Origin of the sequence: Paenibacillus sp. FSL W8-0186 (genome assembly GCF_037969765.1) — a bacterium.
Lineage (GTDB): Bacteria > Bacillota > Bacilli > Paenibacillales > Paenibacillaceae > Fontibacillus > Fontibacillus woosongensis.
Genome location: NZ_CP150207.1, coordinates 4,753,150 through 4,778,404 on the forward strand (window position 1 = coordinate 4,753,150; position 25,255 = coordinate 4,778,404).

Genomic DNA, 25,255 nt, shown 5'->3' on the forward strand with positions numbered 1-25,255 from the left:
GCTAGTCGGCTGGAGGGAGATTATTGATGCTGTATTCTGTCCTAAACACCATGCTGCAAGTCATCGTGCCGATCTCAATTCCCGTCATTTCGGGGGCACTCCTCAAGCGATTCCAGAAACTCGATACCAGACCGCTGGTTACGCTCTACCTGTATTTCCTGAACCCGGCCCTGATCCTGGAGACGCTGGCCAAGGCGGATATCTCATATCAAGACATTTATCAGACGCTTGGCTTCTCGCTGCTGAACCTTATTCTGCTCTGGCTGGTCGCCGCTGTGGCAGGCCGGATTCTAAAGCTTCCGTCCGATGAAAAAGCGGGGCTCACCCTCGTTGCGACGTTTACGAATAGTGTAAACTACGGCCTGCCGCTCGTTCTGCTCGCCTTCGGCCAGCTCGGACTGGACAAGGCCTCCGTCTACGTCATCGGCCAAATGATCATCGTCAATACGATAGGCGTGTATTTGGCGGCACGCTCCAGCTTTTCCATGAAGCAAGCGGTAAAATCGGTATTTACCTTGCCATCCATCTATGCAGCCGCTGCCGCCATTTTGCTCAGAGCTACCGGATTCTCACTGCCCTTCGGCATCGCTCAGGGCATATCCATGGCTGCAGCCGCTTATTCCCCCGTCGTGCTTGCCATCCTCGGCGCGCAAATGGTTGGCGTAGCCGGCGTTCCGATGAACGCGGGCTCCAAACGGGCATTCCGGGCCGGCATCGCCACCCGGATGCTGCTGTCGCCTATAGTCGCCCTGCTCGCCCTCTGGCTGCTGCAAATCGACGGCGTGCTGTTCGCCGTACTGTTCATCCTCGCCTGCATGCCTGCTGCCGTGAACGCTTCAGCACTCGCCGAGAAATTCGGCGCCTCGCCGCAGACCGTATCCAAGTGCGTCCTGTGGACGACGATCGCCTCCTTTATCACCTTGCCGGTTCTGATCGTCCTGCTGCAATAAAGCCAAGGGGAAATACCAAAAGACCAACCCGCAAAACCGGGTTGGTCTTCATTAAATGCTGAAGCAAATTCTAATACATGCTCGCGATAGGCACGCCGCTCGGCAGCTTGTAAGGATGCTCTTTATTGATATGATCGTAGAACATAATGCCGTTCAAATGATCGATTTCATGCTGCATGACGATCGCGTCGAAGCCTTTGAACCGCAGCTTCACCTCATTGCCTTCCCCATCATAGGCCCTGACCTGCACCTTCTCATAGCGGGGGACGAATCCCTGAACGGATCTGTCGACGGACAGGCAGCCCTCGCTCTCCGGCAAATAGATCATCGCTTCGGAATGACTGATAATTTTCGGATTATAGAGGGCATATTCCCGGGATTGTCCGTGATCATCAGTGAGATAGGCCGCAAACATCCGTTTATTGAGGCCAATCTGGTTAGCCGATAGTCCAACACCGGCCCGAAGCTTGTATTTTTTGGACATTTCGGGATCCTGGCTGTTCTTCAAAAATTGCAGCATCGCTGCCATCTCTTCTTGGTCTTCCTCCGTTGGCGGAATGCTAACAGGCTCGGTGACCACCCGAAGAATGTCATTGCCCTCTCTTACGATATCGTCCATAGTAATCAAATAGTCTTTATTGAATTTACTCATAAATGAACCACTCATCCACCTTTATTACCAGATTTATGCGCCAATCTGAGCTTATTTGTATTTATGCCAATCCATGTCGCTGTTATTCAGCAAATACTCAAAATCGCTCTCCAATCTTTTCTGCTCCGCCCGACGAGCCTCTTCCGCCTGCTTTCGGGCAGCAGCCTTCCGCTCCTCTTGCTCACGCTCCAGATTCGCGGCCTGTTCTTTCAGCTTGCTGATCGTATCCGCCCCAAGCAGATCTTTAAGCGTCGCGGGCTTATCTCCCTTGGAAGCAGTCGAAGGCTTGGAATCTCTTCTCTTGGCCATTCTCGGTTCACCTCTATTTCTGACTTCCTCTTAAGTTCTGGTTCATGCCTGCCTAAAGTATCATACGGTCAAATTTATTTGTCAATAATCCTTCTCCCCGGCTTCAAGTTGATTTTCTTCCGATTCCATCTTTATTAAAAATTTTGACAATATTTGTTTAGGATCAGGGCAAACGTGTGTAATTCTACAATATGTCCATTCCCAAGGCTTGGAGGAGAGAATGTATGAGAAACGAGCAGGAAAACAATCATCATGCTGTGAATAGATCCGCATCCCAGCCCAGTGCCCGCGTCAGAGCGCTGCAAAAATTGAAAGAGGAGCAAATCAACGCCTGGAAACCCGTTAAAATCGAAATGGCGCAATACTGGATTGAGCATGAGAAGGTGCAAATGAAACGGAGAATGGCCCGGGGTGCCGTACATTTTTGCAATTTCGGAGAAAATATCGGCTGCGAGCAAAACGAAGAGCGGCCTGTCGTCGTCGTATCGAACAATACGGTAAACTCTACGTCTGGCAACGTCATCGTCGTACCGCTCACCAAAAATTTAAAAACGCGCACCAGTCCGAAAACCGGCCAGCCGGTTTTAACGAAGGAAGGCAAACCGATTCCGCGTTTTCAGAGTCATTATTTTCTGTTCAAAAGCAAATATGACTTCCTTGCCTTTGATTCCGCTGCCAAAACGGAAGAAGCTACGTCTGTCAGCAAAATACGCTTAAAGGAGCACCTCGGTAATTTGGATGAAGAGGATATGAACCGCCTGGAAAACCGGCTGAAATGGACGCTGGGCTTTTAAGGGCTTGTAGGGGGCGCTTTGCGCTCACGATTGCAGGATGCAATTAGACGCAATAATAGAATGAAAATGAGGGGAAAAATGATAAAAAAGAATTGACATATGTCTGGAAAAAGGTTAATATGTTAACAAGTGATTTGTTCGTAGAGTTTTATTATGTCATCCACCTCGTCGTGGATAAACTCACACGTTCTACGTGTATTGAGTCAGAAGAGGAGCCTCGGCTCCTCTTTCGCATTATTAAGAATCTTATCCACAGGTGGCATGTTGCGCCTGTGTTCTGCACATAATAATCTATGTCGCCCACCTGGTCGTGGGCAAATTCACCCCGCAGGGAGGCTCCTTCCTTGCGGGGATTATTGTGTTCTCCCTTGTGTAATATTTAACCAAACCCGCTGTACTCTAACCAAATTATTACGCCAGCCCCTTGAGAAAAACCCGCAAATTGAAGTCCAGGCTCTCCTCCACAGATAGCGGCAGGCCGAAGCCGCCGAGTTGCTCCAGCGCGGCGAAGCCATGAATCAAACTCCGCAGTCCGCGAACTGCATGCAGGGCATCCTCCTGCGGAAGCCCGTAAGGCTCTAGAAGCTGCAGCACCAGATCAACAACCCGTTCCTTCGCCAGCTCGATTTCCTCGCGGTTCATCCCTTGCGGGACGAGCTGGGCGCTCTCGTACAGTCCGGGATGCAGGCGGGCAAAGCGGATATAGGCATGGGCAAAACGTTCAAGCCCCTCCTTCCCCGCCAGCCCTTCCACTGCTTCGCGAACACTGCTGTAGAGCTGTTCCAGGGCATACAGGGCAAGCAGAGCTTTCAGCTCTTCGAGCCCGCGGATATGGTTGTACAGCGATGGAGAACGAACTCCTAGGGCGGCTGCGACCGAAGCAATCGTTACGGCCTGAACGCCCTGCTGGTCGGCAATCTCTACCGCAGCCATCAGTACTGTACGGGTATCAAGACCAGGTCTTGGTGGCATGATGAACACTCCTCATAAGTTCTAATTATTTCGCTCCAATTGGCGCCGCGCCGCCAGTATTGCTGCCTGCATCACCCTGTCCGGGCTATCCAGCATCTCTCCATGCCCTGCCCCAATCAGGGCGGGCCGATGCTCCGCCAGCCTGACCGCGCTTGCAATTGCCGCCTCTTTATTCCATGTAGCCAGCGCCGGAAAAGGAAAGCTCAGACGCAGATGCCCCGACACGGTAAGCCCTCCTCTTGTTTGGAAAGCATCGCCGACGAGCAGCGTCCTTGTTCTCATATCGAGCAGCGAAATCGAACCCGGTGTGTGGCCGGGAGCAGCAATGACCTGCAGGGAGCCGATGCTGTCTCCTTCGCGGACGAGATGATCCGCCCGGGTCTTGACGGACTTGGGCACCCCGCCCCGGATCGGCATCTGCGGCTCGCCGGGCTGGAGGCTCCGGTCGCCGGCAAGCAGCAGCGCATCACGCTCGGATATATATACCTCTGCTTCTGGAAAGCTCGCCTTCAATTTATCCAAAGCCCCAACATGGTCATCATGGGCATGGGTCAATACGATTCGCGCCAGCGGTTTGCCGCTATCCTTGACCGCCTGCGTGATCCCAGCCGCACTATAAGGAAGAGCGGCATCTACTAAAGTAAGGCTCTCCTCCTCCTCAACCAGATAACAATTTACCGGAAACACTCTGGGCATAAACGTGATTTGCTTTAAATATTCACGCTGAATGATCCTCATCCACACACGCTCCTCTACATAAACTAATACCATTAGTTTTTATTTTAACTAATGGTATTAGTTTTGCAAGCATTATTTTTTTAACTTGTCGAATACGGCTCCGCTTGCTCAGCCCGTTTTCTCTTTGGACCTCGTCCCGGCCAGAAGGAGATGCGGCCCAGAACCATTGTAATGGATGGCACAAGGAATGGACGAACGATGAACGTATCCAGCAAAATGCCGATCGCCGAGATGATGCCGAACTGAACGAGCGCCTGTATCGGCAGCGTTGCGAGGACGGCAAACGTTCCGGCCAGAATCAGCCCGGCTGACGTGATGACGCCGCCCGTCTCCGTCACCCCGTCCCGAATCGCCTGCTTCAGCGGCATCGTTCTGCTCTTGCGCCAGATGCTGGAGATCATAAATATGTTATAGTCCTCGCCGAGGGCTACAAGGAAAGCAAATGCATAAAGCGGAATAAGCCCCTGTATCGCCGCGGTGCCCATTAAATCATGAATGACGAACCAGCCGAGACCCAGCGCTGAGAAATAGGACAACACAACGGTCAGAACGAGATACAGCATCGCCACGACGGAGCGCAGATACAGCAGCAGCAGAAGCGCGATCAGCCCGATGACGATCGGGATGATGAGGGCCGTATCGCGCTGATTCGTCAGCTCCGTATCATATTGGGTTGCCGTCTGCCCCGAGATCCATACCTGCTCCTCCGGTGCAGTAATGCCAGCTGTCCGGAGGATTCTTTCTGCTGTCTCCCGCAGCTCTGGAAGGAGCGCCATCGCTTCATTGGAATACGGATTCAGATTCAGTTCGATATCTATAGCTTTAATATCCGGGTTGCCGCTCCCTTCTGCCGCCTCCGACACTTTACTAACGTAAGCGAGAGCGGAGAACGTCTCTTTCAGAGGCACGTCCTTCCCTTCCGTATTAACCATAAGCTTAATCGGGGCCAGCTCGCCTGGAGTAAACTTGTCGCCGATAACGGCAAAGCCTTCGCGTGACGGGCTGCTCTCGGGAAACGTCGACAATAAGTCCACGGTATATTCGATCCGGGTGGCATTCAGTGCGCAGGCGCCCAGAAAAATGGCGGTGATCGCAATGATAAGCCATGGACGGCGCGTTACCGCCCGGCCGATCAGGCCCCCCTGCTGCTTGGCTGCTGCCGGAGAATTGGCCGGAACAGGCTTGCCCTTCTTCCGGGCTCTTTCGGCAATCATCTCCGGTGTACGGGGCACGAACGGATAGAAGGAGCCGCGGCCAAAGATAGCCAGCAGCGCAGGAACAAGCGTCAGGCTGGCTGCGCCCATAATCAGGATCGATAAGCTGAACGGCACCGCAAACCGGTGAACCGCGCCGTATTTGGCGAATAAAAGCGCAAGCAAGGCAATGACGACGGTGAAGCCGCTCATTGCGACCGCTCCGGCGGAGTCTTTGAATGTGCGGACAAGCGCCTTCGTCTTATCACGTTCTACTCCGAGAACTTGCCGGAAACGCGAAATCATGAACAAGCAATAGTCCGTTCCCGCGCCGAACAGCAGTACCGTCATGATGGAAATTCCCTGCGAATCGACGGTAATCCAGCCCATGTCGGCCATTTTACCGAGAATCGGGCTGGCCGCCCCGTAGGCAAAGCCTACCCCGATCAAAGGAATCATCGCCAATATCGGAGATCTGTAAATAAGCAGCAGCAGCACGAGTACAAGCAGCACCGTGGCAATAAGCAGCGATACGTCCGCGCTCGAGAACAAACCGACCGCATCAATGGAAATACCTGCCGGGCCAGATACCCTTGCCGATAGATCTTCCCCATCGCCAATGCTTACTGCAAACGGATCAGCTCCAAATATTTCCGCCGATCGTTCCCGGATTTGCTTCATGCCCGCTTCGAGGGTATCCGTGTCGGCTTCTTTGCTGAAGAACAGCGGCAGCACGAATGCCGTTCCATCCTCGGAAGCCAGCTTCTGAAGCACGGGAAGCGGCATTTGGTGGAAGGGCGGCACCCCCTCCTGTCCTGTAAGCGGATGGTCCGTCAGCCAAGCCGCAAGCTGCTGCAAGCTGCCGAAATCCTGCTCGGTCAACCCGGTGTTCCTCTGCCAGACAAGCAATGCCGGAATCCCGGAATCGCTCGGGAACTCCTGCTCAGCCAACTGCTGTGCCTGTACCGAGGGCATCGACGCCTCTAGATTGGCCGCATTATTGTCCTCCTTCTCATTAACGCCCGGCCAGATCGCGCTCAAGGCTCCTACGAGAACGATCCAGACAGCCACGGTGATCCATTTCGTTTTGCTTCCCGCAAACCAGCGGCCAAGCCGCTCCAGCAAATGTTCCATCGCTTCTCTCATCTCCATATTTTCAAATTTGGGTCAACGTGATTTAAATCATAACAGTAATTATATATACCGGAAGGTTAATTATCAATTATCTATTTTCATTTGCTGCCTGTCCAAGGAAAGATGATTATTTGAATAGCTTCTTATGGTATAATGATTCGTCAGTAAAGTAATTTGAGGTGACCTTAATGAAAGCACCGAACAAGAAGCCCTTGGGAAGGCCTCCCGTGCAGCAGGAAGGGCTGCCTACTTCGCAGCATATTTTATTCATAGCCTCTAAGCTGTTTATGGAGAATGGCTTCGAATCCGTCTCCATGAATATGGTTGCGCAGCATTCGGGCGTAACCAAAGCTTCCGTCTATTATTACTTTCCAACTAAAAACGAACTGTTCGTGGCCTCGATGGTCGCTGTACTCGTCAATGTCAGGCAACGGATCGAGACGCTGCTTGCTCAGCCAGGCTCTTTTCGGGAACGGCTTGAGCTCATTGCCCAAAATTATTTGCGTGTTCCGCAGATACATATGGACGGCATGGCAGAAAAGGTGAAGCATCATTTGACCGAGGAGCAGCATAATCAGTTGAACCAGCATGAGAACGCCCTGTACGAGGCGCTGGAGACCGGCTTCGCCGATGCCGCCAGGCAGGGGGAGATCCACTGCGATGACCCTTTTCTCACGGCGCATTTATATGTGTCCATGCTGAGGATTGGCGAACGGCGCTATTCGAATAATGAGTCCTTGTTCGAGTCGCATGAAGAAGCAGCAGCTAAAATCGTAGCCTTTCTGTGGAGGGGCATTCACAAATAATGACAGCAAAGGGATGAAAGCTATGGCCTTTGGGATCACCCGGGACGAGCTGAACGCCTGGAAACAGCGGGCCTCGCGAGGAGAAATTGCATACTTGACGCATTACTGGCTGGATCCGCGCTTTCCGGGCATTACGACCGTCACCAAAGTCGGGTGCAATGATTTGGAGCGATTGGCGGCATGGTGCGAGGATAACGGGCTGAACCCGAAATACATTCATCGCCGGGACGCTTATCCTCACTTCGATTTGATCGGGCCGAAGCAGGTGGAAATTCTGACCCGGGAAGGACTGCAGGATCAGCTTGAAAGATTCCGTCTCCTATAAAAATATAAAAGGCAGGCCGCATTCATGTTACGCGGACCTGCCTTTTTTCTGTACATTAACCCTGTTCTCCGGGAACGAATAATCCAACCCGGTCAACGAGCTCCGAACTTTCGCTGTTTAGCCCAACGATCTGTACCTTCTTACCCTGCTCCTGGTATTTCGCAATGACTTTGGAAATAGCCTGGACGGCGGAATGATCCCACACGTGAGATCCCGTAAAATCAATAACGATATGCTTCGGGTCGTCCGATACGTCAAATTCATTCAGGAAGCCCGATACGGTGCCGAAGAACATTTGCCCTTTCACCGTATATTGCTTGAAATCAGCCCTCTCTTCGGAAGTAATCCGAATCTTGGCCATCCTCCAGGCAAAAATAAGCGCGCTGAGCAATACGCCGATGCCGACGCCAATGGAAAGATTGTTCGTGGCTACGACGGCCGCGACGGTTACAACCATCACAAAGCCTTCCGAGTATGGGATTTTTCGGCGCATGGATCTGATATAACCCCAATCGAACGTGCCTATGCAAACCATGAACATTACGCCGACCAGGGCTGCCATAGGGATCTCCTTGACGACATCACCGAGCACGATGATGAGGAACAACAGGCCAACACCTGACACCAGTGTAGACAAACGGGTTCGTCCACCGGATTTAACGTTGATCATCGACTGGCCAATCATGGCACAGCCCGCCATCCCGCCAAAGAAGCCCGTAACGATGTTAGCCAGTCCCTGCCCCTTCATCTCGCGGTTCTTATCGCTTGGCGTATCGGTAATCTCATCGATCAAAGTCGCCGTCATCAATGACTCCAGCAGCCCGACTACGGCCAACGATAAGGATACTGGAAATATCACCTTAAGCATGTCCCACGACAAGCCTACCTCAGGAAGATGGAATACCGGCAAAGCACTTGTAATCGTCCCCATGTCTCCCACCGTCTTGACGTCCAGGCCAAGCAGCATCGTGATGACGGATACGATGATAATTGCCGCCAAAGCCGAAGGAAAAGCCTTCGTCATCCGGGGAAATACATAAATAATAACTAGAGTCAGTGCAACTAGGGCGTACATCACCCAGCCTTCGCCTGCAAAATAATGAAGCTGGGCCATAAAGATCAGGATCGCTAGTGCATTTACGAATCCTACCATTACGGAATGCGGCAAAAAGGTAATTAATTTCCCAAGCCGCAGCGCGCCGAGAATAATTTGAATGACGCCGGCGAGAATCGTAGCTGCAAAGAGATACTCGATGCCATAGTCGCGAACGAGGCCGCCCATCAACAGCGCCATTGCCCCCGTGGCTGCCGAGATCATTCCCGGCCTTCCCCCCGCAAAAGCAATCACTACGGCGATGAAAAATGAAGCATACAGCCCTACCATCGGGCTCACTCCAGCCAACAGCGAGAAGGCGATTGCCTCGGGGATTAAAGCAAAAGCAACCGTCAGGCCGGACAGCAGATCAGCACGTATGTTCGAGAACCAAGCCGCACGAATATTTAATGTTTTAAACAAATGATGTAATCCTCCTATATACTCTAAATTGGGGTCCGGTGCAACGCTCACGAACTCGATTATATAAAATTTAAGCGTTGTTTCACAACTGAATCCGCCTGAATGTAAACGCTAACAAGGCGTACATGCTTATTATTCCTGCAAAATAAAGCCATTTGCTCCCCTTCTCTGTCCTTCATAAAAAAAACACCCTGCATCGTTCGTATGCAAGGCGTTGTTCACTATATGCGGTTAAGTTAGTCTAATTACCCGAAATATTTGGCGATAATTTCCGCAATGGTCGTGCTCTTGATCGGTTTGCTGATATAGTCATCCATCCCCGCATTCAAGCAGTTCTCTCTGTCGCCCTTCAAGGCATTAGCAGTGACGGCGACGATCACCGGCCATTTGTCTGCAGGTACAGTCTCCTTGATGACCCGTGTCGCGTCAAGTCCGTTTAACTCAGGCATATGCACGTCCATAAAAATAAGGTCAAACGGTTCATAGGCAATTTTCTGTATAACTTCTATGCCGTTCGAAACGATCGTGATGTGATGGCCTAGCCGTTCAAGCATTTTCTTCAGCACGATCTGATTAATCTCATTATCTTCAGCTACAAGAATCTTCAGCTTTTGCGCGTGCGTTCCGTCCGGGCCAACTCCGTCCGCCCCTGTGCCGGCTGCCGTCTGCCTTGCGGGCTCTTTCAGCATGATATGAAATACAAAAGTAGCGCCCAGCCCATCCGCAGGCTCTACCCAAATATCTCCGTCCATCAGACCAATCAGCCGTTTCGTAATTGCCAGCCCCAGCCCCGTGCCCTCATAATTGCGCGTCATGAAATGATCAAGCTGGGAGAACGGTTCGAACAGATGCGATATTTTATCCTTGGGAATGCCGATTCCAGTATCTTTGACGATAACCTTCAATCTGACGTATTGATCCTGCCTCTCCTGCAGCTCCACCGATATTGATACTCCGCCGTTAAAAGTGAACTTCACCGCATTTCCGACCAAATTGAGAAATATTTGTTTCAGGCGATCCGGATCGCCGATCAAAGCGTCTGGAACGTCGGGATGGACGTCGTACTTCATCGTCAGTCCCTTCTCATAAGCTCTAGGGGTAAGCACGTCCAGCGTCTCAGAGATACACTTGCGGATGTCGAACAGCTCCTTGTGCAGCACGGTCTTTCCCGATTCGATTTTGGCAAAGTCGAGGATATCGTTGATAATGCTCAGCAGGGTATCTCCGCTCTTGCGGATAATATTAAGGTATTCCCTCTGGGTGTTATCCAGCTCTGTCGTTTCCAGCAGCAGATCCGTCATGCCAATGACCCCGTTCATCGGCGTGCGGATTTCATGGCTCATCATGGCCAGAAATTCGCTTTTGGCCTTGTTCGTGCTTTCGGCTGCTTCTTTGGCGATGAGCAGTCTTTTTTGCTCGGTAATATCTTTGGCGATAATATAGAAGCCTACGTTCTCGTTGTTAATAATGATCGGGGCGATCGTCGTCAATACCTCTACCGTCTCGCCCTGCTTCGTATGAAGCTTATCGATCAGCTTTTCGATGCTCGGATCGCTGATCGCCTCTTTCAGGATGCGCTGGACATACTTCTCCCCGATAAAACGCGAGAAGCTTTTGCCGGCCATTTCTTCAATTTCGTAACCGGTCATCTTCACAGCCATGACGTTTGCATTGATAATATTGCCCTCCAGGTCAAGGGAGAATACGGCGTCATGATTGTACTTCTTCAATGAAGTGTAACGTTCAACCGTTTCCTGAATTTTACGCTCGATATTTTTGCGTTCCGTAATGTCCTGCACGGTTCCGTTCATCTTGACAGGCTTCTTATCCTCATCATAGGCTACGATGCCTTTTAAGCAATAATAGCCTATCGCGCCGTCCCCGTATTTATATTGAAATTCGAAATCAAGCTTCCCTTCTTCCATCGCCCGCCGAATCGCTTCTATGAATTGCTTCCGCTCATTTTCCTGTATCAGTTCTACAAGCTGGGTCGTTGTGACTACGGAGCCCTTTTTAATGTGGAACATTTCATATACGTAATCGAACAAGACGATCTCATCCCTTGCCAGATCCCATTCCCAGCTGCCGATTAACGCGGTGCGCATTGTTTCAGACAGAATCGCCCGCTCGTATTTCCATTTTGAAATGTCGCGGCCGATGGCGAGAATGACCGGCTTCTCCAGCCCTTCCCGGGGGCCAAGCCGGGTAATATTGAAATCGAACCACACGTATTTTCCATCTTTATGCTTAAGCCGCAGCTCGATTCTGCCCCCGCCGCGAAGCATCTCCCGCCGGATCGTAAAAGTCCGGTCATCAGGATGGCATAGTTCTGTGTGACGGCGGCCCAGCAATTCCTCCGGGACGTAGCCGAGAGAAGGCTCTACGGACGGCGAGATATATTCGCATATCCCTTCTTCATCACAGCAGTAAATGATATCTCCCGCATGGTTGACGATCTGCTTGTAGTAGTTCTGGCCAATTTCACGCTGATTTGAGTTCTCTTTCTGGTGCCCGTGAGTAGACAGCTGTCCATCTTCCCTGATGCTCATGTCTCTGCCTCCGTCCAGTAGGATGTTCGTACATCAAGTGAGTTCACGATCGAAAAAAAATGAAGATATACAGAAAATAATTATAGTTGAATTTTCTCTTTTCAAGAAGACTGAAATGCATTATTGTTGCTAAGGGGCGTTCTGTGCCCACCTAAAGAGAAACCATATTTGAGGTGATAAATCATGTCCATAGCTGGGCAAGCTTCGAATCACGGAAGCCTTTTTCGCAATCGGTTCTACCAGACCATTCTCATCTCAAATGTCCTGCTGCAGATTGGAATTTGGGTTAGGAATTTCGCCATCCTGATGTTCGTTACAGATATGACGAATGAGAATCCGCTGGCCATTTCACTGATTTACGTTGTTGAATTCGCGCCAATCTTTGTATTTTCCTTTATCGGCGGGGCCTTTGCCGACAGATGGCTGCCGAAGCGCACGATCATCTGGTGTGATTTCCTGTCCGCGATATCCGTATTTGTCGTTCTGCTGACGCTGCTGTACGGTTCCTGGGAGACGATCTACCTGGCTACCTTTGTATCGGCAATCCTCTCGCAATTTTCACAGCCTTCGGTCATGAAGCTGTTCAAGCAGCATGTTCACCCTGATCAATTGCAGCAAGGCATGGCCTTGTTCCAATCGCTGATTGCCATCTTTATGATCGCCGGCCCTGGGCTCGGCATCTATGCTTACCATCAATTCGGGATTGAAAATTCAATCGCCGTTATGGGCGTAGCCTTCCTGCTGTCCGCCCTCGTCATGTTCCGCCTGCCTGCGGATGAGAAGCCAGACCGCAAGGAGGAACGCACGTCCAACATCCGCCAGGAGCTGGCCGACGGGTTCCGCTACGTATGGCGCAGCAAAGTCCTGAAAGTGCTGGGCGCTACCTTTGCGATTGCGGGCCTTGCCGTCGGTACCATCCAAACCCTGGGGCTCTTCGTGGTTACCGAAAGATTGGGGCAGCCCAAAGAGTTCCTGCAGTTTCTGCTCATGGTTAACGGCGGCGCCATGCTTCTCGGCGGCATCCTGATCATGACGCTGACGAAAAAAATCGCGCCGCAGCTGCTGCTTGCCTTCGGAATGACGGTCAGCGCCGTATGTATCGCCGGAATGGGCTTCTCGACCAGCATTCCGCTAACGCTAACGCTGCAATTCATCAACGGCCTCACCTTCCCATGCATCCAAATCGGCATCAACACGCTGATTCTCCAATGGACCGAACAGTCTTACGTCGGCCGGGTGAACGGCGTGCTCAGTCCAATGTTCATGGGGATGATGGTTATCATGATGTCCCTGGCCGGTCTGCTGAAAAAAACGTTCCCGCTCGTCGAGATTTATGCCGTCTCGGGAGTAGTCATGCTGATCGGAGCACTGATCCTTATCCCGATCTTCAAACACAAGCCTGACCCTCACCCGCTGGGTGCGGATGCAGGCTCCGCCATGGATTCGGTTTAAACTTCCTCATTCTATTATTTTAAACCGCAATCGGCAAAGTGACGCAGCACCGATGCTGGCAATAATGGCAAACTTATTATCAATATGTAAAAAGAGCCCGGAGGCAGAATACTGCCTCCGGGCTCTTTGCGTAAATTAGCGTTTGTTGAAAATGTCCGTCAATACCGGTACGATTTGCGATTTGCGGGACACTACGCCCTTAAGCACCGCTTTGTTGTCAACGAGCTTAACGCCGTAAGCTTCTTCCACCGCAGCAGCATCTTTACCAACAGCAAGTCCCACAGAGTCGTTGTTCAGGATATCCGTCACGACGAAGAGGAACAGGTCGAGTCCTTTCTTCTCTACGATGCCTGCCAGCGCTGCTTCCAGCTCGGACTGGCGCGACAATACGTCATTTACGTCAACCGCGTTAACCTGGGCGATCTCTACCTTGGAGCTGCCCATTTCAAATTCCTTCGCATCGAGGGAAATCAGATCCTCGATCGATTTGTCGCTCAAATCCGCTCCCGCTTTGAGCATGTCCAGCCCGTACTCTTCCGCGTTCACGCCGGCGATGGCAGCCAGCTCGCGAGCAGCCGCAACGTCCTGCTCGGTGCAGGTCGGGGATTTAAACAGCAGGGAATCGGAAATGATCGCCGACAGCATCAAGCCTGCAATATTCGCTGGAACCTCGATGCCGTTCTCTTTATACATTTTGTTCAGAATCGTTGCCGTGCAGCCGACAGGCTCCGCGCGGTAATAAAGCGGCCCGCTGGTCTCAAAGTTGGCGATTCTGTGGTGGTCGATAACTTCAGCCACGCGCACCTGATCGATATCCGCAACGCTCTGCTGGCGTTCATTGTGGTCAACGAGAATGACATCCTTCACTTCGCCCGCTACACTCTCCACAATGCGGGGAGCTGTGAAACCGAAACGATCCAAAGCGAACTGAGTTTCCCCATTTGCGCTGCCCAGAGCGACGGCTTCGACATTCCAGCCCAGCTTGGTTTTCAGGTCCGCATAAGCGATGGCGGAGCAAATTGTATCCGTATCCGGATTTTTGTGACCGAAAATCAATACTTTGTCCATCTCAATACTCTCCTTTTACTCATTAGCTTAGAAAAGTATATCCTACAAGGCCTCGGACAATCAAGATGATAGAGTCCTAGATTCAAATATTTTACATCGGAATCGTTTTTTCAGCGTACTTTCAGCAACATCCCCTATAATAAGTAACAACTAAACTGCCAGTCCGCTACAAGAGGAGGCTTCGACCTATGAGTCACTTGAAAGGCATAAAAATTCTGCTCGTCGATGACGAGCCCCACATCGTTCAGTTTCTGGAGCTCGGACTCATCAACGAAGGTTATGAGGTGCAGAGCGCGCACGACGGACTAAGCGCGGTGAATCTGGCCGCAGAATTCCAGCCGCATATCGTTGTTCTGGACGTGATGATGCCGGGCATGGACGGTTGGGAGGTCTGCCGAATGCTGAGAAAAAGCGGCCTGCACGCCTCCATTATTATGCTGACGGCAAAAGATGAAGTTGAAGACCGGGTAAAGGGACTGACGATCGGGGCCGACGATTACGTCATCAAGCCGTTCAGCTTCGAGGAGCTGCTGGCCCGCATCGCCGCCCGTTTGCGCAACCAATTCCCTGCGCTGATCGGCGAAGTGGCGATCGGCCCGTTCCGCGTCAATGACAAGAAGAAAGAAATCCTTTACCATGATCAGGTACTCGAGCTCTCTCCCACGGAGTACGAGCTGCTTAAATATCTCGTCATCAACCACGGCATCGTGCTGAGCAAGACGACCATTCTGGACAAAGTATGGGGCTATGACTTCGGCGGCGAAGAAAATATCGTCGAGGTGTACATCAGGTCGCTGCGCGATAAATTGCAGGATAAAGAGCATCGTCTCATCCGGACGCTGCGCGGAGCCGGGTACAGGGTCGATATATGAGCAGGCTGAAGCTTATTCAGAGCCGCATCCGAAACGCGGCAGCCCCTCGCTCTCTCCGGATCCAGCTGCTGTCCCGTTCTTTGCTCGTGCTCGCGGCGCTGCTTTTGCTGATCGGCGCGCTGCAGTACGTTATTATGAAGGATTTCCTGTACAAGAACCAGGCGGAAACGTTGCTCCAAATGCGGGGACTGCCGAAGGAGCTCTTCGGCATCCCCGGCGCCGGTCCCGAGCGCTTGAACATTCGCGTGCAGGGGTTCAGCGGGGAAGCAGCCCCTGCAGTTCCCGCCGACCCTGCGGCCTCGACCGTGGAGAAGAACAGCTCGGACAATTCCGGCGATCGGCCGCTGCTGTTCCTGCCTGACATGTCGATCGCCTATATTTCAGAGAGCGGCATGTTCACAGACCTGACTGGTGCTGCGGGTATGGTCTCGCCGCGGTTGTCTGCCGAGAAATACGCCGCTCTCCTGGAGCAATTCGAGCATAGGGTGCACGGCGGCTATGAGGTTGTTCAGGATGAGACCGGACGGGAACAGCTCGTCGTCTTCCGGCCCGCAGGAGGGCCCGGTGCACAATACGGTCTGATCCAGATCGGCAAGGACACCGCACCGCTGCAGAGTATCGTCCTGCGCCAGCTGCTGACGTTCGCCGGCCTGTCGGCGGTTGCCCTGGCCTGCGGTCTGATGCTCTACCTGCCATTGCTGCGCCGGACGCTGCATCCGCTGAACCGCATGGTTCGCACCGTCGAGGAGATCAATGCCGGCAACCTGAGCATCCGCTTCCCTTCCAGGCAGGGACAGACGGAGATCGACGCCCTCGCCCAGTCGTTTAACGGAATGCTGGAGCGGCTCGAAATCTCCTTTGAAGGCGAGCGGGAAGCGAAGGAGCAAATGCGCCGCTTCATCGCGGATGCTTCGCATGAGCTGCGGACGCCGCTCACCTCCATCCACGGCTTTCTGGAGGTGCTTCTGCGCGGCGCGGCGGCAAATCCGGAGCAATTGCAGGCCTCCTTGAAGAGCATGCTTGGCGAATCGACGCGCATGAAGAAGCTGGTTGAGGATCTGCTGCTGCTCGCCAAGCTGGACCGCCAGCCCGAGCTGGAGCTGCGGGAGACGCGGCTGGATTCCCTCGTTTCGGAGATGGAGCCCCATTTGCGAATGCTCGCCAAGGAGCGGACGGCCCGCTTCGTCCTGACTGGAGGAGTTACGGGGATGTATGACGATAACGCGATCAAACAGGTCATCCTCAACCTGTTCAGCAATGCGGTGCAGCATACCGATCCTGGGCAGGGCCTGATTACCGTCACGCTGACCGCTACGCCGAAGGAAGCCGTGCTGTCCATTCGCGACAACGGCTGCGGCATCCCGCCCGAGCACCTTCCGCACGTATTCGACCGCTTCTACCGCAGCGATGCTTCGCGGACGCGAAGCCAAGGAGGTGCTGGCCTTGGCCTCTCTATCAGCCAGTCGATTGTAGAAGCGCATAGCGGCGAAATTCGCGTTATGAGCCAGCCCGGAGCAGGCACCGCATTCGAGGTAAGATTGCCGTTGAATGCGAGGCGGGAGCTGCGTAGTTAAGCCGAACCCGGCACAAGGCCCGGGCAGCACTCATGGAGTGTCTGTCGGGCCTTGTTGATGGGTTTATTTTACTAGCTATCCGCTTCAATCACATACTGTTTGAATTTATTGTAATCGCTCAACCTGCATTCCATCGTCAGCTTGGTGCCTTCAGCCTCATAGCTGGTGGATTCAATATTGGCATTCTCATTGAAATAGGATACGAGCGCACCCTGATCATAAGGGATCAGCATCTCACAGCGGATATAATCCTTGAAAATCGCCGTCCGGATGGACTGCACCAATTCCTCGATGCCGATTCGCGGCTTCGCGGCCATGTAAATCCGGTCTTCTTCTACTTTCGGTACGGGATAATCGGTCAAATCGCTCTTGTTGTACGCATAGATCACCGGAAGATCGGTAATGCCGATATCCTTCAAGGTTTCGTTAGTAATCTTGATTAGCCGCTCATATTCCGGGTTGCTGAAATCGACGACGTGGATCAGCAAATCGGCCTCCGCCACTTCCTCCAGCGTGGAGCGGAACGCCTTGACCAGATGATGCGGGAGCTTGCTGACGAAGCCGACCGTATCTGTAAGCAAAAAAGCCTTGTTGTCCGGCAGCGGTATGTTCCGTACCGACGTCTCCAGTGTGGCGAACAGCATATCCTTCTCAAATACCTGCTTCTCCTGCGCCGGGTTGTACCGTTCCATCAGCGCATTCATAATCGTCGATTTGCCGGCATTGGTATACCCTACCAAAGACACGACGGGCAGCTCCTTCTTCTTGCGCTGCTTGCGCTGGGTCTGGCGGTGGGCTACGAGTTCCTCCAGCTCTTTGCTCAGCACCGTGATCTTCTCCTCGATCCGCCGGCGATCCAGCTCAAGCCGGGTCTCCCCTGCCCCGCGGTTCTTCGTGCCTACACCGCCGCTCTGGCGGCCAAGGGACTCCCTCATCCCGACGAGGCGCGGCAGCATGTATTTCATGTGAGCGATCTCGACCTGGAGCTGGGCCTCTCTCGTCTTGGCCCGCTGGGCAAAAATATCAAGAATTAGCACCGTCCGGTCGATGACCTTGCACTCGAGATCCGCCTCCAAATTGCGGATTTGCGAAGGTGACAGCTCATCGTTGAAGATGACGAGATTCGCCTCCTGCCCCTTAATTAGTCCGCGGACTTCGCTAATTTTGCCTGTTCCGATGTAGTGGGATTTATTAATCTTGGGCAAATTTTGCGTTAGCGTGCCAGCAACTTCAATGTGGCAGGCCTCCGTCAAATTCGCCAGCTCTTCCATGGAATATTCGAAGTCCTCCTGATGATCCAGGTTCACTCCTACTAGAATCGCTTTCTGCTGCAATTGTTCCATATATGCATGACCTCCTCCGGCATTCGATGCCGAGTTACTGAATTATGATATGACAAAAAAGACACAGGCATCCCCCTGTGTCATGCAAACAAGATTGCCGCGGCATCCCGCCTACGGCAAATAGCGCTCACCGTCAGCGGACAGCAAGCAACGATCGGCATATTCTATTATAAAGATTCCCTTTATGATAGCACACCTATCCCGTTTGCCCTGCACAGGGCAGAGCCTTTGAGCACTATTCAATTAGCCGCGCAAAGTGGTAAAACGGAATTTAATGTAAATCACAGGGAACCCTCCGTTCTTGTTAAGAAGTATTTTCATATTAACATAATTTGCAAAAGGGCACAATGAAGAGAAAATTGCGGAGCAGCGTCTAAGCCCGACCATTTTGGAATAGTAAAACAATATAGCGAAACCATTTGCATTTTAGTTGCGTTTATATTGTGAAGGAGGCTTGCATATGTCTGATTTCGGTTTTTCACCTATGGGAGGAGACCCTTTTTTTAATACCATATCCACCCTTTTCCCCATTATTTTCATCATTATATTCGGAATAATCATCGCTGTATTCATCTCAAACGGAGTCAAATACGTTCAAAACAAGCGCTCGCCCCAAGAATCGGTTTTTGCCACCGTCGTATCCAAGCGCACATACGTAGAGCATCATTCCAGCCATCATGCGGACGATCACATGCACTCCTCTACATCGCGGACCCACTATTACATCACCCTGCAATTCGATAACGGAGGCCGTAAAGAGTATCTCGACGTCAAGAACCTGTACGGGCTCGTCGCCGAAGGCGATACCGGATATGCTCTTGTGCAGGGCGAATGGATTGTCGCCTTTGAGCGAAGTATGGAGAGAAGCCGGGAGAGAGCTTATTAGGATGACTATAACCGGATTGCGGGGCTAGCTGCCCCGCCTCCGATGATTTCGGGATCAAAGTGAGCTCAAGCGGATTGCGATCACTAAGGCAGGCTTACGAAAATCAATTGACCGGCAGCCCCTGAGCCTGGGCATAATTCCCCCAATGCGGCTTCCGGCCGTCGATATCGCGGTAGCCGTACTCGTCGGACAGGCTCCAGCTTGACCATACCCTTCCCGCTTTGGCAGCAGCCTGAGGATCGGCTGCGAGCGCGGCGATTCCTTGCGCCAGGAAATATGGCGTTTCCGATTCGGCATAATGCGGCTCTTGGGCGATGGCGTCCTGCCAATTTTCCTCTTCTACGCCGAAATGCTCCAGCATTTGCTCCGACCGCAGAAATCCCGGCGTTACCGCTAATGCAGTCACATGATAGGGGCGCAGCTCTTCGTTCATGGCGGCTGCCAAGTGGATCGGGGATATTTTGGCCAGGCTGTAATACAGATTGCCGCGATAGTTGTAGCTTATCCCATCTGTAACCTCAATGATGAGCCCCGACTGCCGTGCAACCATTAACGGCGCTCCATAGTAGCTCGTAATCATATGGCCTTTGACCGCCCGTTCCTGCATAAGCAGCCCCTTCGCCAAGGAGGACTCCCAGAAGGGAACGCCCCACTCGGTTAAATGCTCGCCGCCCCATAAATCATTCACAAGAATGTCCAACCGCCCCTCCTGCTCTGTGCGAACCTGCTCAAACAAGGCTTTCACTTCTTCTTCCACCGTATGGTCCGTCCGGACGGGGATTCCTTTGCCTCCGCAAGCCGAAACCAGTTCGGCCGTATCCTCGATCGTCTCGGAGCGCTGCAGATCGGATAGATTCCCGCGAACGCTTCGCCCTGTGCAGTATACGGTAGCCCCTGCTGCTCCCAGCGTCACCGCTATTGCTCGTCCAGCCCCTCTTGTCGCACCAGCCACGACGGCCACCTTGCCTTGCAAAGAATTTCGGTTTACGCTCGTCATTAAGCTGTCCAGCCTATCCCTCTCCAGTTTCGTATTCATGTTCAATCATTCCCTCCCGGTGATTTGTACGGTTTTCTTCTATAGGTTACCCCAGTATATATGACATCTTTTGTCTTATATCACGAACGAAGGAAATCTAAGCAAAAAAAGACCCTCTGACAGCATGATTTCCATGCCCGCGGGTCTCTCTTGGGTCGTGCTAATAATCTATTTATCAGGCTTATAAGCAACAGTTATTGTACGGTTTCCAGCGGCTTCAGATGAGCCTCGATCTGCTCGCGCTTCGCTTCCAGAAAAGGCGGAAGAGCAAGGGATTCGCCTAAATGCTCGATATCCTCATCTGTGTCAAAGCCCGGGCCATCCGTAGCGATCTCGAACAATATGCCGTTCGGTTCTCTAAAATACAGCGACCGGAAGTAGAAGCGGTCCACATAACCGGAGCTAGCGATTCTCGCCGCTTTCAGCTGGGTGACCCAGGCGCGCAGCTCCTCCTCATTCTCTACGCGGAAAGCCACGTGATGCACGCCGCCGCGGCCAAGGCGTTCCTTCGGCAGGTCATTCCGCTCTTCAATATGCACTTCAGCTCCTGTCCCGCCTTCTCCGGTCTCAAATACTTGAATATCCGGCTGCCCAGGAACGCTGGACGGGTATTGTCCTTTCTTCCGGAAGCCCATCAATGCGGTCAACACGGAAATCGTTAGCGCGGCATTCGCTACCGTTAATTGCACCGGACCCAGGCCCGTAATCCCGTACTCTGCAGGGACGGCGCTTTTTTCCCAAGGTATGCCGCCTTGAACGCCCTCATTGTGCTCGTCGGAAACGAGGATCAATCTTTGGCCTTCAAAATCGGTGAAAGCCAGCGTCGCTCTTCCTGCCCGCTCGGTAATGTCTCCATGCTCCACGCCATGCTCGTCCAGCCTTTTGCTCCAATAAGCCAATGCGGCATCGTTCGGCACTCGCAAGGAGATGGCCGAGATGCTGTCATTCCCGTCCCGGTTGCGGCCTGCCATTGGAATTTCGAAGAACGTCAGCTCCGTTCCCGGGTTACCCCTCCCATCACCATAGAATAAATGATATACAGAGACATCGTCCTGGTTCACGGTCTTCTTGACTAAACGCAGTCCCAGCACCTTCGTGTAAAATTCAAAGTTGTGCTGAGCATTCGCGGTAATGGCTGATACGTGGTGAATTCCTTTAAAATGCATCATTGATCCCTCCATGTTTGTAGATTGTGCATCTGAGCATGCTGGTATGATCTATTCTTGTTCCAGCGAAGCGTGCTGAACCTTCCGCAGCAAGGCAATGAGCTGCTTCTTCTCCTCCAGGTCAAGGCCATCGAAATGCGATGCCTGAAAATGCTCCTGTGCCGGAACAGCCTCGTTATACAGCTTGCGGCCTTGTTCGGTCAAAAACAAAGATTTCGTCTTCCAGGATTGCTTCCTTTCAATCCACCCCAGCTGTTCCATCTTCGAGAGCAGCTGCGTTATATTCCCTTTGGTAACGAGCAGCCTATCTGCCAGCTCCTGTTGGGTAAGGCCTTCATGCGAACCGATTTGCACCAGGCAATCAAACTGCGCCGCTGTTAAATCCCAAGCCTTCAAATGCTGGTTCGACGCCCGCAGACTCTGATTATATATTCGGGATAACCGATACCATATAAGCAGCCCCAGACGTTCCTCCTGACGATCCACATCCATTGGCCATCACCTCTTTTCAAAGTAACTGTTGTTGTATAGATGAAATAGAATCAAGGTATTGATTGGTGTGTCGGCTACGTTGTTGTTCTCTGTTGCTATTATCAGTTTATATCTAAACTGATGAGTTGTCAAACCCCTTTCCCTGTACAAAAATCGGAATGTATTTTATACAGCTAGTTATGCTCTTATATAAAAAAAACATGCGCTAAATGCAAAACATGCAGTTAGTTTGCCAGAATGGAGCGAATTCGCCGAAATAGCCTAAAACTAAATGTAGGTTTTGCAATTAGTTCCCACTAATAAGGCCAAAACCGATGAACTAACTGCAGGAAATACATCTAGTTACTTCTCCTGACCATCTGGGAACAGTCATCTCTTATTCCCTTGATCATGATCATGTTAAAAAGTGAACGGAATCTGAATAAACTAACACCTCAAAACAGCTTAAACTTCATAAGCTTGTGGTCGCCTTTGCGACGGGATTTCCGTCTTTTTTATGAACCTATAACATCCAAAAAATCGGGGTCCGCAGCGCCCTCAGGAACATTCTATGTATTCTCCCTACACCCATTTTAATAGTTCCGCTTATCTAAATGGATTTATAGTAGTTAGTTTTAGCGGCAAAGAAGAGATAGCAGATTTAAATGGATTTCATGTCCTTAGAAGAAGAAAAATGTCCATTATAGGCCGGATTCTTGATTTTAGGTGCATAATATCCATCTAATTCCCTGAAACATACGTTTAGAGAATAATTAGATACATGAATTCCATTTAGTCTGCGGCATGATGTGTGTATGAGCTCAGTGTGCGGAAGCTAGCAAAATCGATTCCACCGAATCGGAAAGCCATCTGAGAGAAAAGGGCCCCCCTCAGCCATCGATGATGACTTTGGGCAGCCCCTCCAAACAAATCGTGTATTATTCAATTCAAGCTTCTCTCCAGCCTCTAGTTATAGACATTAAATTCGTGGATCGACCACCAGTTCGAGGCTGCTCCGGTCTGCACGACCTTGATGTAGCGGGCCGTCTGCTGCCCGAAGCTGGCGGTGATAACCGCACCTGTGCCGCTGCCGCTCGCTACGGCCCCGCCCCAGTTCGTGCCGTCATTCGAGACGTAGATCTCGTAGCCGCGGGCATAATCATCGTTGCTGCCCGTCGAGTCCATAACGATTTTCTTAAACGTCTTCGAAGCTTTCATGTCGATGATGAGATATTGTCCTGGAGCCATGGCTGTCCCTGCGCTCCAGCGTGTGGACGGGTTGCCATCAAGCATATTCGCAGACACATCCCCGCTGGAAGGTACCGAGCTGGCCGTCCAGCCTGTCCGGCTGAGCGCCGTTTCGGTCCCGCCGCCGCTGCCCGTACCGGCAAACTCATTTACTGTCTGTCTCATTGCCCCAGCCGGAGAATTGGCATATACCCGGCCGCCGATATCGTTGATGACATGCGTAATTTCACTGCCCGGTACGCCATTCAGCCAAATCGTCGTCGCATGGTGGAGTTTCACGCCTGGTACATTCGGAACTTCGATCGCGCTTTTGGCCTTGACGGCTGCATCCCTGAAGTACGAATATACCCCAAGCCCCCAGGCTTCATGGTTCGTCACCGAATCCGCCACTTTGTAGGAGGCGTAACCGTTAACCGTGCCATTATGGCTCATCCATGAGGATTGGTTCGGCACATCGTAAGGGATTTCCGATTGATAAAAATAAGTGCGGCCGTTGTTGCCGTTCCAGAGCGTCTGATATTGATGATAATGCTCTACGAACAGCCCATATATCGTGACGTCATTCCCGTTAACGACCAGCCCGTTCTTCGTAACGTTCGTATTCCAGCCTACGCCGTCGCCATGGTCTCCGCGCCAGATCCAGAAATGATCGCCAATGACGTGGTTGCTGTTAATCTCCAGGCTGATGTCGGCCTTCCCAACGCCAGCCCCTCCCACTCTAAAGAACAGATCGTGGAGCGAGATCGGGTTAACCGCATGACTCTGCGAGCTGCCGCTCGGGCCAACCTGCAGCAAGGTAGGTGAATTGACAGGGCCGGCATCGAATAACAGCCCCGCTATTTTCACCCCGTCAACGTCAGCGACTTTCATCGCGGTAACGCCATTGTCCGGAATGAGCGTAGGCAGGCCGATCCCGAGAACGACCGTATTCGGATTGTTGATTTGAATCGTCTGATTCAAATGATACACGCCCGGAGTGAACAACAAATGCTTGCCTTGGCTCAGCGCCGCATTGATGCTTGCGGCCGTTGCGGTGCCAGGCTTGGCGATATAGAATCGGTCGATCGCAATCGAAGTGCCCGGCGTGGAGCCGTTAGCCCAGGTAGCGCCCTTCGTGTTCGTCTGCAGCGTTGGAACGAAAACTTGGTATTGCCCTGCATTGTTGATGTACAGATAAGGCTTCTCTCGTATGATTGGCGTTGTGTTGACGACCGTATACGGCGGATCAGGGAAATGGCCTGACGGCGGATTGCTGTCGCCTACAAACACCATATTCCAAACGCCGTTTGTCCATTCAGAGTACCGGCTGTTTCTGGAGAACCACTGCTGCTGGGAAGCGGGCACGATTTTACCGTCGATGATCGAATCGGCCAAATAGCCTCCGCTCGCCCAGCCTGCATTCCAATAAGGATCAAAGTCGAACAAGTCCATCGAACCAGCGATATGCACCCGTCTCATCGGCGCTGCCTGCGATACGGCCCACTGTGTCTTGCCATTGGAGGGCGTGATTTTGATATTCTCAATGGAGCGCCAGAAGTTCTGGGTCGCATTGGCATTAAACCACTGTGCATCCACATTGAACCCGCCGGTAATATTCACGTCATCCGGGTTCTGCCCGAGCCCCGCTACATGCGTATAAAAGCCCTCCCGAATGTTCACATTGTACGACCCGGGTTTGAACAGGAGCGCGTACCGCTCCGTGCCGAACTGATTCTGTTCCTGAATATTGTAAATTGAATTTGCCACGTTCTGAATATCCGCAGCTGCCATGGAAGGATCAAATACATACACATTCGGGCCAAAAATGGTCGAATTCGCCTGACTGATCGGCGTAGCCGCCTGAGAAACCCCCGGATTGACGGAGGATAAACCTAGAACAAGCGTTAAAGCTGCAATGACCGACATCATTTTCTTAGTCATAGTAAAGACGCCTCCTCATACCTCATTTTATCTTTACGTACTCCTGCTATTCGTTGTTGCAGCCCTCGTCCAGAAGCCCAACCACCTCCTTGGTTTCCTTAAACTCATCTCCCTTCAGTAAGCGCTTCCAAGTTAGCCGGCATCACCTCCCTTCCAGCCAGATATGAATGGATAACCTGCCGGATTGCTTTCATGGGTACGCGCAATAGCTTAGCAACCTCAGCCGCCGCAGCATCTGCCGCTCACAATTGAATACGCGCAGCGCATATCCCCCGCCCCGC

Annotated in this window: 21 protein-coding genes; 8 read left to right on the forward strand and 13 right to left on the reverse strand. The window is 52.1% G+C overall.

What is annotated here, in order from left to right:
* Positions 1-26 precede the first annotated feature (26 nt).
* Positions 27-950, forward strand: coding sequence for an AEC family transporter (locus MKX50_RS21360; protein ID WP_339157746.1), 924 nt, complete (start codon positions 27-29; stop codon positions 948-950).
* Positions 951-1,020: 70 nt separating this feature from the next.
* Here MKX50_RS21360 and def read toward each other — a convergent pair whose 3' ends face one another.
* Positions 1,021-1,602: a peptide deformylase gene (gene def / locus MKX50_RS21365; protein ID WP_339157747.1), complete on the reverse strand. Its 582-nt coding sequence runs from the start codon at positions 1,600-1,602 to the stop codon at positions 1,021-1,023.
* A 51-nt stretch (positions 1,603-1,653) separates the two neighbouring features.
* Positions 1,654-1,911, reverse strand: coding sequence for a YqkE family protein (locus MKX50_RS21370; protein ID WP_213593892.1), 258 nt, complete (start codon positions 1,909-1,911; stop codon positions 1,654-1,656).
* Positions 1,912-2,135: 224 nt separating this feature from the next.
* On the opposite strand from MKX50_RS21370, the gene MKX50_RS21375 reads away from it, so the two are divergent.
* A complete protein-coding gene (locus MKX50_RS21375; RefSeq protein WP_213593894.1) occupies positions 2,136-2,705 on the forward strand; it encodes a type II toxin-antitoxin system PemK/MazF family toxin in 570 nt (189 codons plus the stop codon).
* A 411-nt stretch (positions 2,706-3,116) separates the two neighbouring features.
* Here MKX50_RS21375 and MKX50_RS21380 read toward each other — a convergent pair whose 3' ends face one another.
* From MKX50_RS21380 to MKX50_RS21390, 3 genes are all read right to left on the reverse strand, one after another.
* Positions 3,117-3,677 (reverse strand): TetR-like C-terminal domain-containing protein, encoded by a 561-nt coding sequence (locus tag MKX50_RS21380; protein ID WP_339157748.1) that lies wholly within the window; start codon positions 3,675-3,677, stop codon positions 3,117-3,119.
* A 21-nt stretch (positions 3,678-3,698) separates the two neighbouring features.
* Complete coding sequence (locus tag MKX50_RS21385) at positions 3,699-4,415, reverse strand: MBL fold metallo-hydrolase (protein ID WP_339157749.1); 717 nt, start codon at positions 4,413-4,415, stop codon at positions 3,699-3,701.
* A gap of 80 nt (positions 4,416-4,495) precedes the next feature.
* Positions 4,496-6,742 carry an MMPL family transporter gene (locus MKX50_RS21390; protein ID WP_339157750.1) on the reverse strand — a complete coding sequence of 749 codons (2,247 nt, stop codon included), beginning with the start codon at positions 6,740-6,742 and terminating at the stop codon, positions 4,496-4,498.
* Between the two features lie 188 nt (positions 6,743-6,930).
* On the opposite strand from MKX50_RS21390, the gene MKX50_RS21395 reads away from it, so the two are divergent.
* Both MKX50_RS21395 and MKX50_RS21400 read left to right on the forward strand, forming a co-directional pair.
* Complete coding sequence (locus MKX50_RS21395; protein WP_213593901.1) at positions 6,931-7,548, forward strand: TetR/AcrR family transcriptional regulator; 618 nt, start codon at positions 6,931-6,933, stop codon at positions 7,546-7,548.
* Between the two features lie 22 nt (positions 7,549-7,570).
* Entirely contained in the window at positions 7,571-7,873 is a 303-nt protein-coding gene (locus MKX50_RS21400) for a hypothetical protein (RefSeq protein WP_213593902.1), read from the forward strand.
* A gap of 55 nt (positions 7,874-7,928) precedes the next feature.
* Here MKX50_RS21400 and MKX50_RS21405 read toward each other — a convergent pair whose 3' ends face one another.
* Positions 7,929-9,389 (reverse strand): SulP family inorganic anion transporter, encoded by a 1,461-nt coding sequence (locus MKX50_RS21405; protein WP_339157751.1) that lies wholly within the window; start codon positions 9,387-9,389, stop codon positions 7,929-7,931.
* Between the two features lie 245 nt (positions 9,390-9,634).
* A complete protein-coding gene (locus MKX50_RS21410) occupies positions 9,635-11,938 on the reverse strand; it encodes a PAS domain S-box protein (protein ID WP_339157752.1) in 2,304 nt (767 codons plus the stop codon).
* A gap of 183 nt (positions 11,939-12,121) precedes the next feature.
* Here MKX50_RS21410 and MKX50_RS21415 point away from each other — a divergent pair, with 183 nt between their 5' ends.
* A complete protein-coding gene (locus MKX50_RS21415; protein WP_213593905.1) occupies positions 12,122-13,390 on the forward strand; it encodes an MFS transporter in 1,269 nt (422 codons plus the stop codon).
* Between the two features lie 135 nt (positions 13,391-13,525).
* Here the strand turns inward: MKX50_RS21415 and MKX50_RS21420 are convergent, their stop codons facing one another.
* Entirely contained in the window at positions 13,526-14,458 is a 933-nt protein-coding gene (locus tag MKX50_RS21420) for a manganese-dependent inorganic pyrophosphatase (protein ID WP_213593906.1), read from the reverse strand.
* A 188-nt stretch (positions 14,459-14,646) separates the two neighbouring features.
* Between MKX50_RS21420 and MKX50_RS21425 the strand changes: the two genes are divergently transcribed.
* Positions 14,647-15,330 carry a response regulator transcription factor gene (locus MKX50_RS21425; protein ID WP_213593908.1) on the forward strand — a complete coding sequence of 228 codons (684 nt, stop codon included), beginning with the start codon at positions 14,647-14,649 and terminating at the stop codon, positions 15,328-15,330.
* Positions 15,327-16,904, forward strand: coding sequence for an ATP-binding protein (locus tag MKX50_RS21430; RefSeq protein ID WP_339157753.1), 1,578 nt, complete (start codon positions 15,327-15,329; stop codon positions 16,902-16,904). Before MKX50_RS21425 ends, MKX50_RS21430 begins: the two co-directional genes overlap by 4 nt.
* 71 nt (positions 16,905-16,975) lie before the next feature.
* Here the strand turns inward: MKX50_RS21430 and hflX are convergent, their stop codons facing one another.
* Positions 16,976-18,247, reverse strand: a complete 1,272-nt coding sequence (hflX, locus tag MKX50_RS21435) for a GTPase HflX (protein ID WP_339157754.1) — start codon at positions 18,245-18,247, stop codon at positions 16,976-16,978.
* A gap of 460 nt (positions 18,248-18,707) precedes the next feature.
* Between hflX and MKX50_RS21440 the strand changes: the two genes are divergently transcribed.
* Positions 18,708-19,133 (forward strand): DUF2500 domain-containing protein, encoded by a 426-nt coding sequence (locus tag MKX50_RS21440; protein ID WP_213593914.1) that lies wholly within the window; start codon positions 18,708-18,710, stop codon positions 19,131-19,133.
* Positions 19,134-19,236: 103 nt separating this feature from the next.
* Here the strand turns inward: MKX50_RS21440 and MKX50_RS21445 are convergent, their stop codons facing one another.
* The 4 genes from MKX50_RS21445 to MKX50_RS21460 form a co-directional block, all read right to left on the reverse strand.
* Entirely contained in the window at positions 19,237-20,130 is an 894-nt protein-coding gene (locus MKX50_RS21445) for an SDR family oxidoreductase (protein WP_213594071.1), read from the reverse strand.
* 233 nt (positions 20,131-20,363) lie between these two features.
* Positions 20,364-21,335 (reverse strand): ring-cleaving dioxygenase, encoded by a 972-nt coding sequence (locus MKX50_RS21450; RefSeq protein ID WP_213594073.1) that lies wholly within the window; start codon positions 21,333-21,335, stop codon positions 20,364-20,366.
* A 51-nt stretch (positions 21,336-21,386) separates the two neighbouring features.
* Positions 21,387-21,827 (reverse strand): MarR family transcriptional regulator, encoded by a 441-nt coding sequence (locus MKX50_RS21455; RefSeq protein ID WP_213593916.1) that lies wholly within the window; start codon positions 21,825-21,827, stop codon positions 21,387-21,389.
* A gap of 945 nt (positions 21,828-22,772) precedes the next feature.
* Positions 22,773-24,974, reverse strand: coding sequence for a discoidin domain-containing protein (locus MKX50_RS21460; protein WP_213593918.1), 2,202 nt, complete (start codon positions 24,972-24,974; stop codon positions 22,773-22,775).
* Positions 24,975-25,255 lie beyond the last annotated feature (281 nt).

What these genes read in the sequence shown, in the direction of transcription:
- MKX50_RS21410 (WP_339157752.1), bottom strand. Translation starts at nt 11,938, where the DNA reads ATGAGCATCAGGGAAGATGGACAGCTGTCTACTCACGGGCACCAGAAA.
- MKX50_RS21360 (WP_339157746.1), top strand. Translation starts at nt 27, where the DNA reads ATGCTGTATTCTGTCCTAAACACCATGCTGCAAGTCATCGTGCCGATC.
- MKX50_RS21380 (WP_339157748.1), bottom strand. Translation starts at nt 3,677, where the DNA reads ATGCCACCAAGACCTGGTCTTGATACCCGTACAGTACTGATGGCTGCG.
- MKX50_RS21420 (WP_213593906.1), bottom strand. Translation starts at nt 14,458, where the DNA reads ATGGACAAAGTATTGATTTTCGGTCACAAAAATCCGGATACGGATACA.
- MKX50_RS21440 (WP_213593914.1), top strand. Translation starts at nt 18,708, where the DNA reads ATGTCTGATTTCGGTTTTTCACCTATGGGAGGAGACCCTTTTTTTAAT.
- MKX50_RS21450 (WP_213594073.1), bottom strand. Translation starts at nt 21,335, where the DNA reads ATGCATTTTAAAGGAATTCACCACGTATCAGCCATTACCGCGAATGCT.
- hflX (WP_339157754.1), bottom strand. Translation starts at nt 18,247, where the DNA reads ATGGAACAATTGCAGCAGAAAGCGATTCTAGTAGGAGTGAACCTGGAT.
- MKX50_RS21400 (WP_213593902.1), top strand. Translation starts at nt 7,571, where the DNA reads ATGGCCTTTGGGATCACCCGGGACGAGCTGAACGCCTGGAAACAGCGG.
- MKX50_RS21385 (WP_339157749.1), bottom strand. Translation starts at nt 4,415, where the DNA reads ATGAGGATCATTCAGCGTGAATATTTAAAGCAAATCACGTTTATGCCC.
- def (WP_339157747.1), bottom strand. Translation starts at nt 1,602, where the DNA reads ATGAGTAAATTCAATAAAGACTATTTGATTACTATGGACGATATCGTA.
- MKX50_RS21390 (WP_339157750.1), bottom strand. Translation starts at nt 6,742, where the DNA reads ATGGAACATTTGCTGGAGCGGCTTGGCCGCTGGTTTGCGGGAAGCAAA.
- MKX50_RS21370 (WP_213593892.1), bottom strand. Translation starts at nt 1,911, where the DNA reads ATGGCCAAGAGAAGAGATTCCAAGCCTTCGACTGCTTCCAAGGGAGAT.
- MKX50_RS21415 (WP_213593905.1), top strand. Translation starts at nt 12,122, where the DNA reads ATGTCCATAGCTGGGCAAGCTTCGAATCACGGAAGCCTTTTTCGCAAT.
- MKX50_RS21425 (WP_213593908.1), top strand. Translation starts at nt 14,647, where the DNA reads ATGAGTCACTTGAAAGGCATAAAAATTCTGCTCGTCGATGACGAGCCC.
- MKX50_RS21375 (WP_213593894.1), top strand. Translation starts at nt 2,136, where the DNA reads ATGAGAAACGAGCAGGAAAACAATCATCATGCTGTGAATAGATCCGCA.
- MKX50_RS21445 (WP_213594071.1), bottom strand. Translation starts at nt 20,130, where the DNA reads ATGACGAGCGTAAACCGAAATTCTTTGCAAGGCAAGGTGGCCGTCGTG.
- MKX50_RS21430 (WP_339157753.1), top strand. Translation starts at nt 15,327, where the DNA reads ATGAGCAGGCTGAAGCTTATTCAGAGCCGCATCCGAAACGCGGCAGCC.
- MKX50_RS21460 (WP_213593918.1), bottom strand. Translation starts at nt 24,974, where the DNA reads ATGACTAAGAAAATGATGTCGGTCATTGCAGCTTTAACGCTTGTTCTA.
- MKX50_RS21455 (WP_213593916.1), bottom strand. Translation starts at nt 21,827, where the DNA reads ATGGATGTGGATCGTCAGGAGGAACGTCTGGGGCTGCTTATATGGTAT.
- MKX50_RS21395 (WP_213593901.1), top strand. Translation starts at nt 6,931, where the DNA reads ATGAAAGCACCGAACAAGAAGCCCTTGGGAAGGCCTCCCGTGCAGCAG.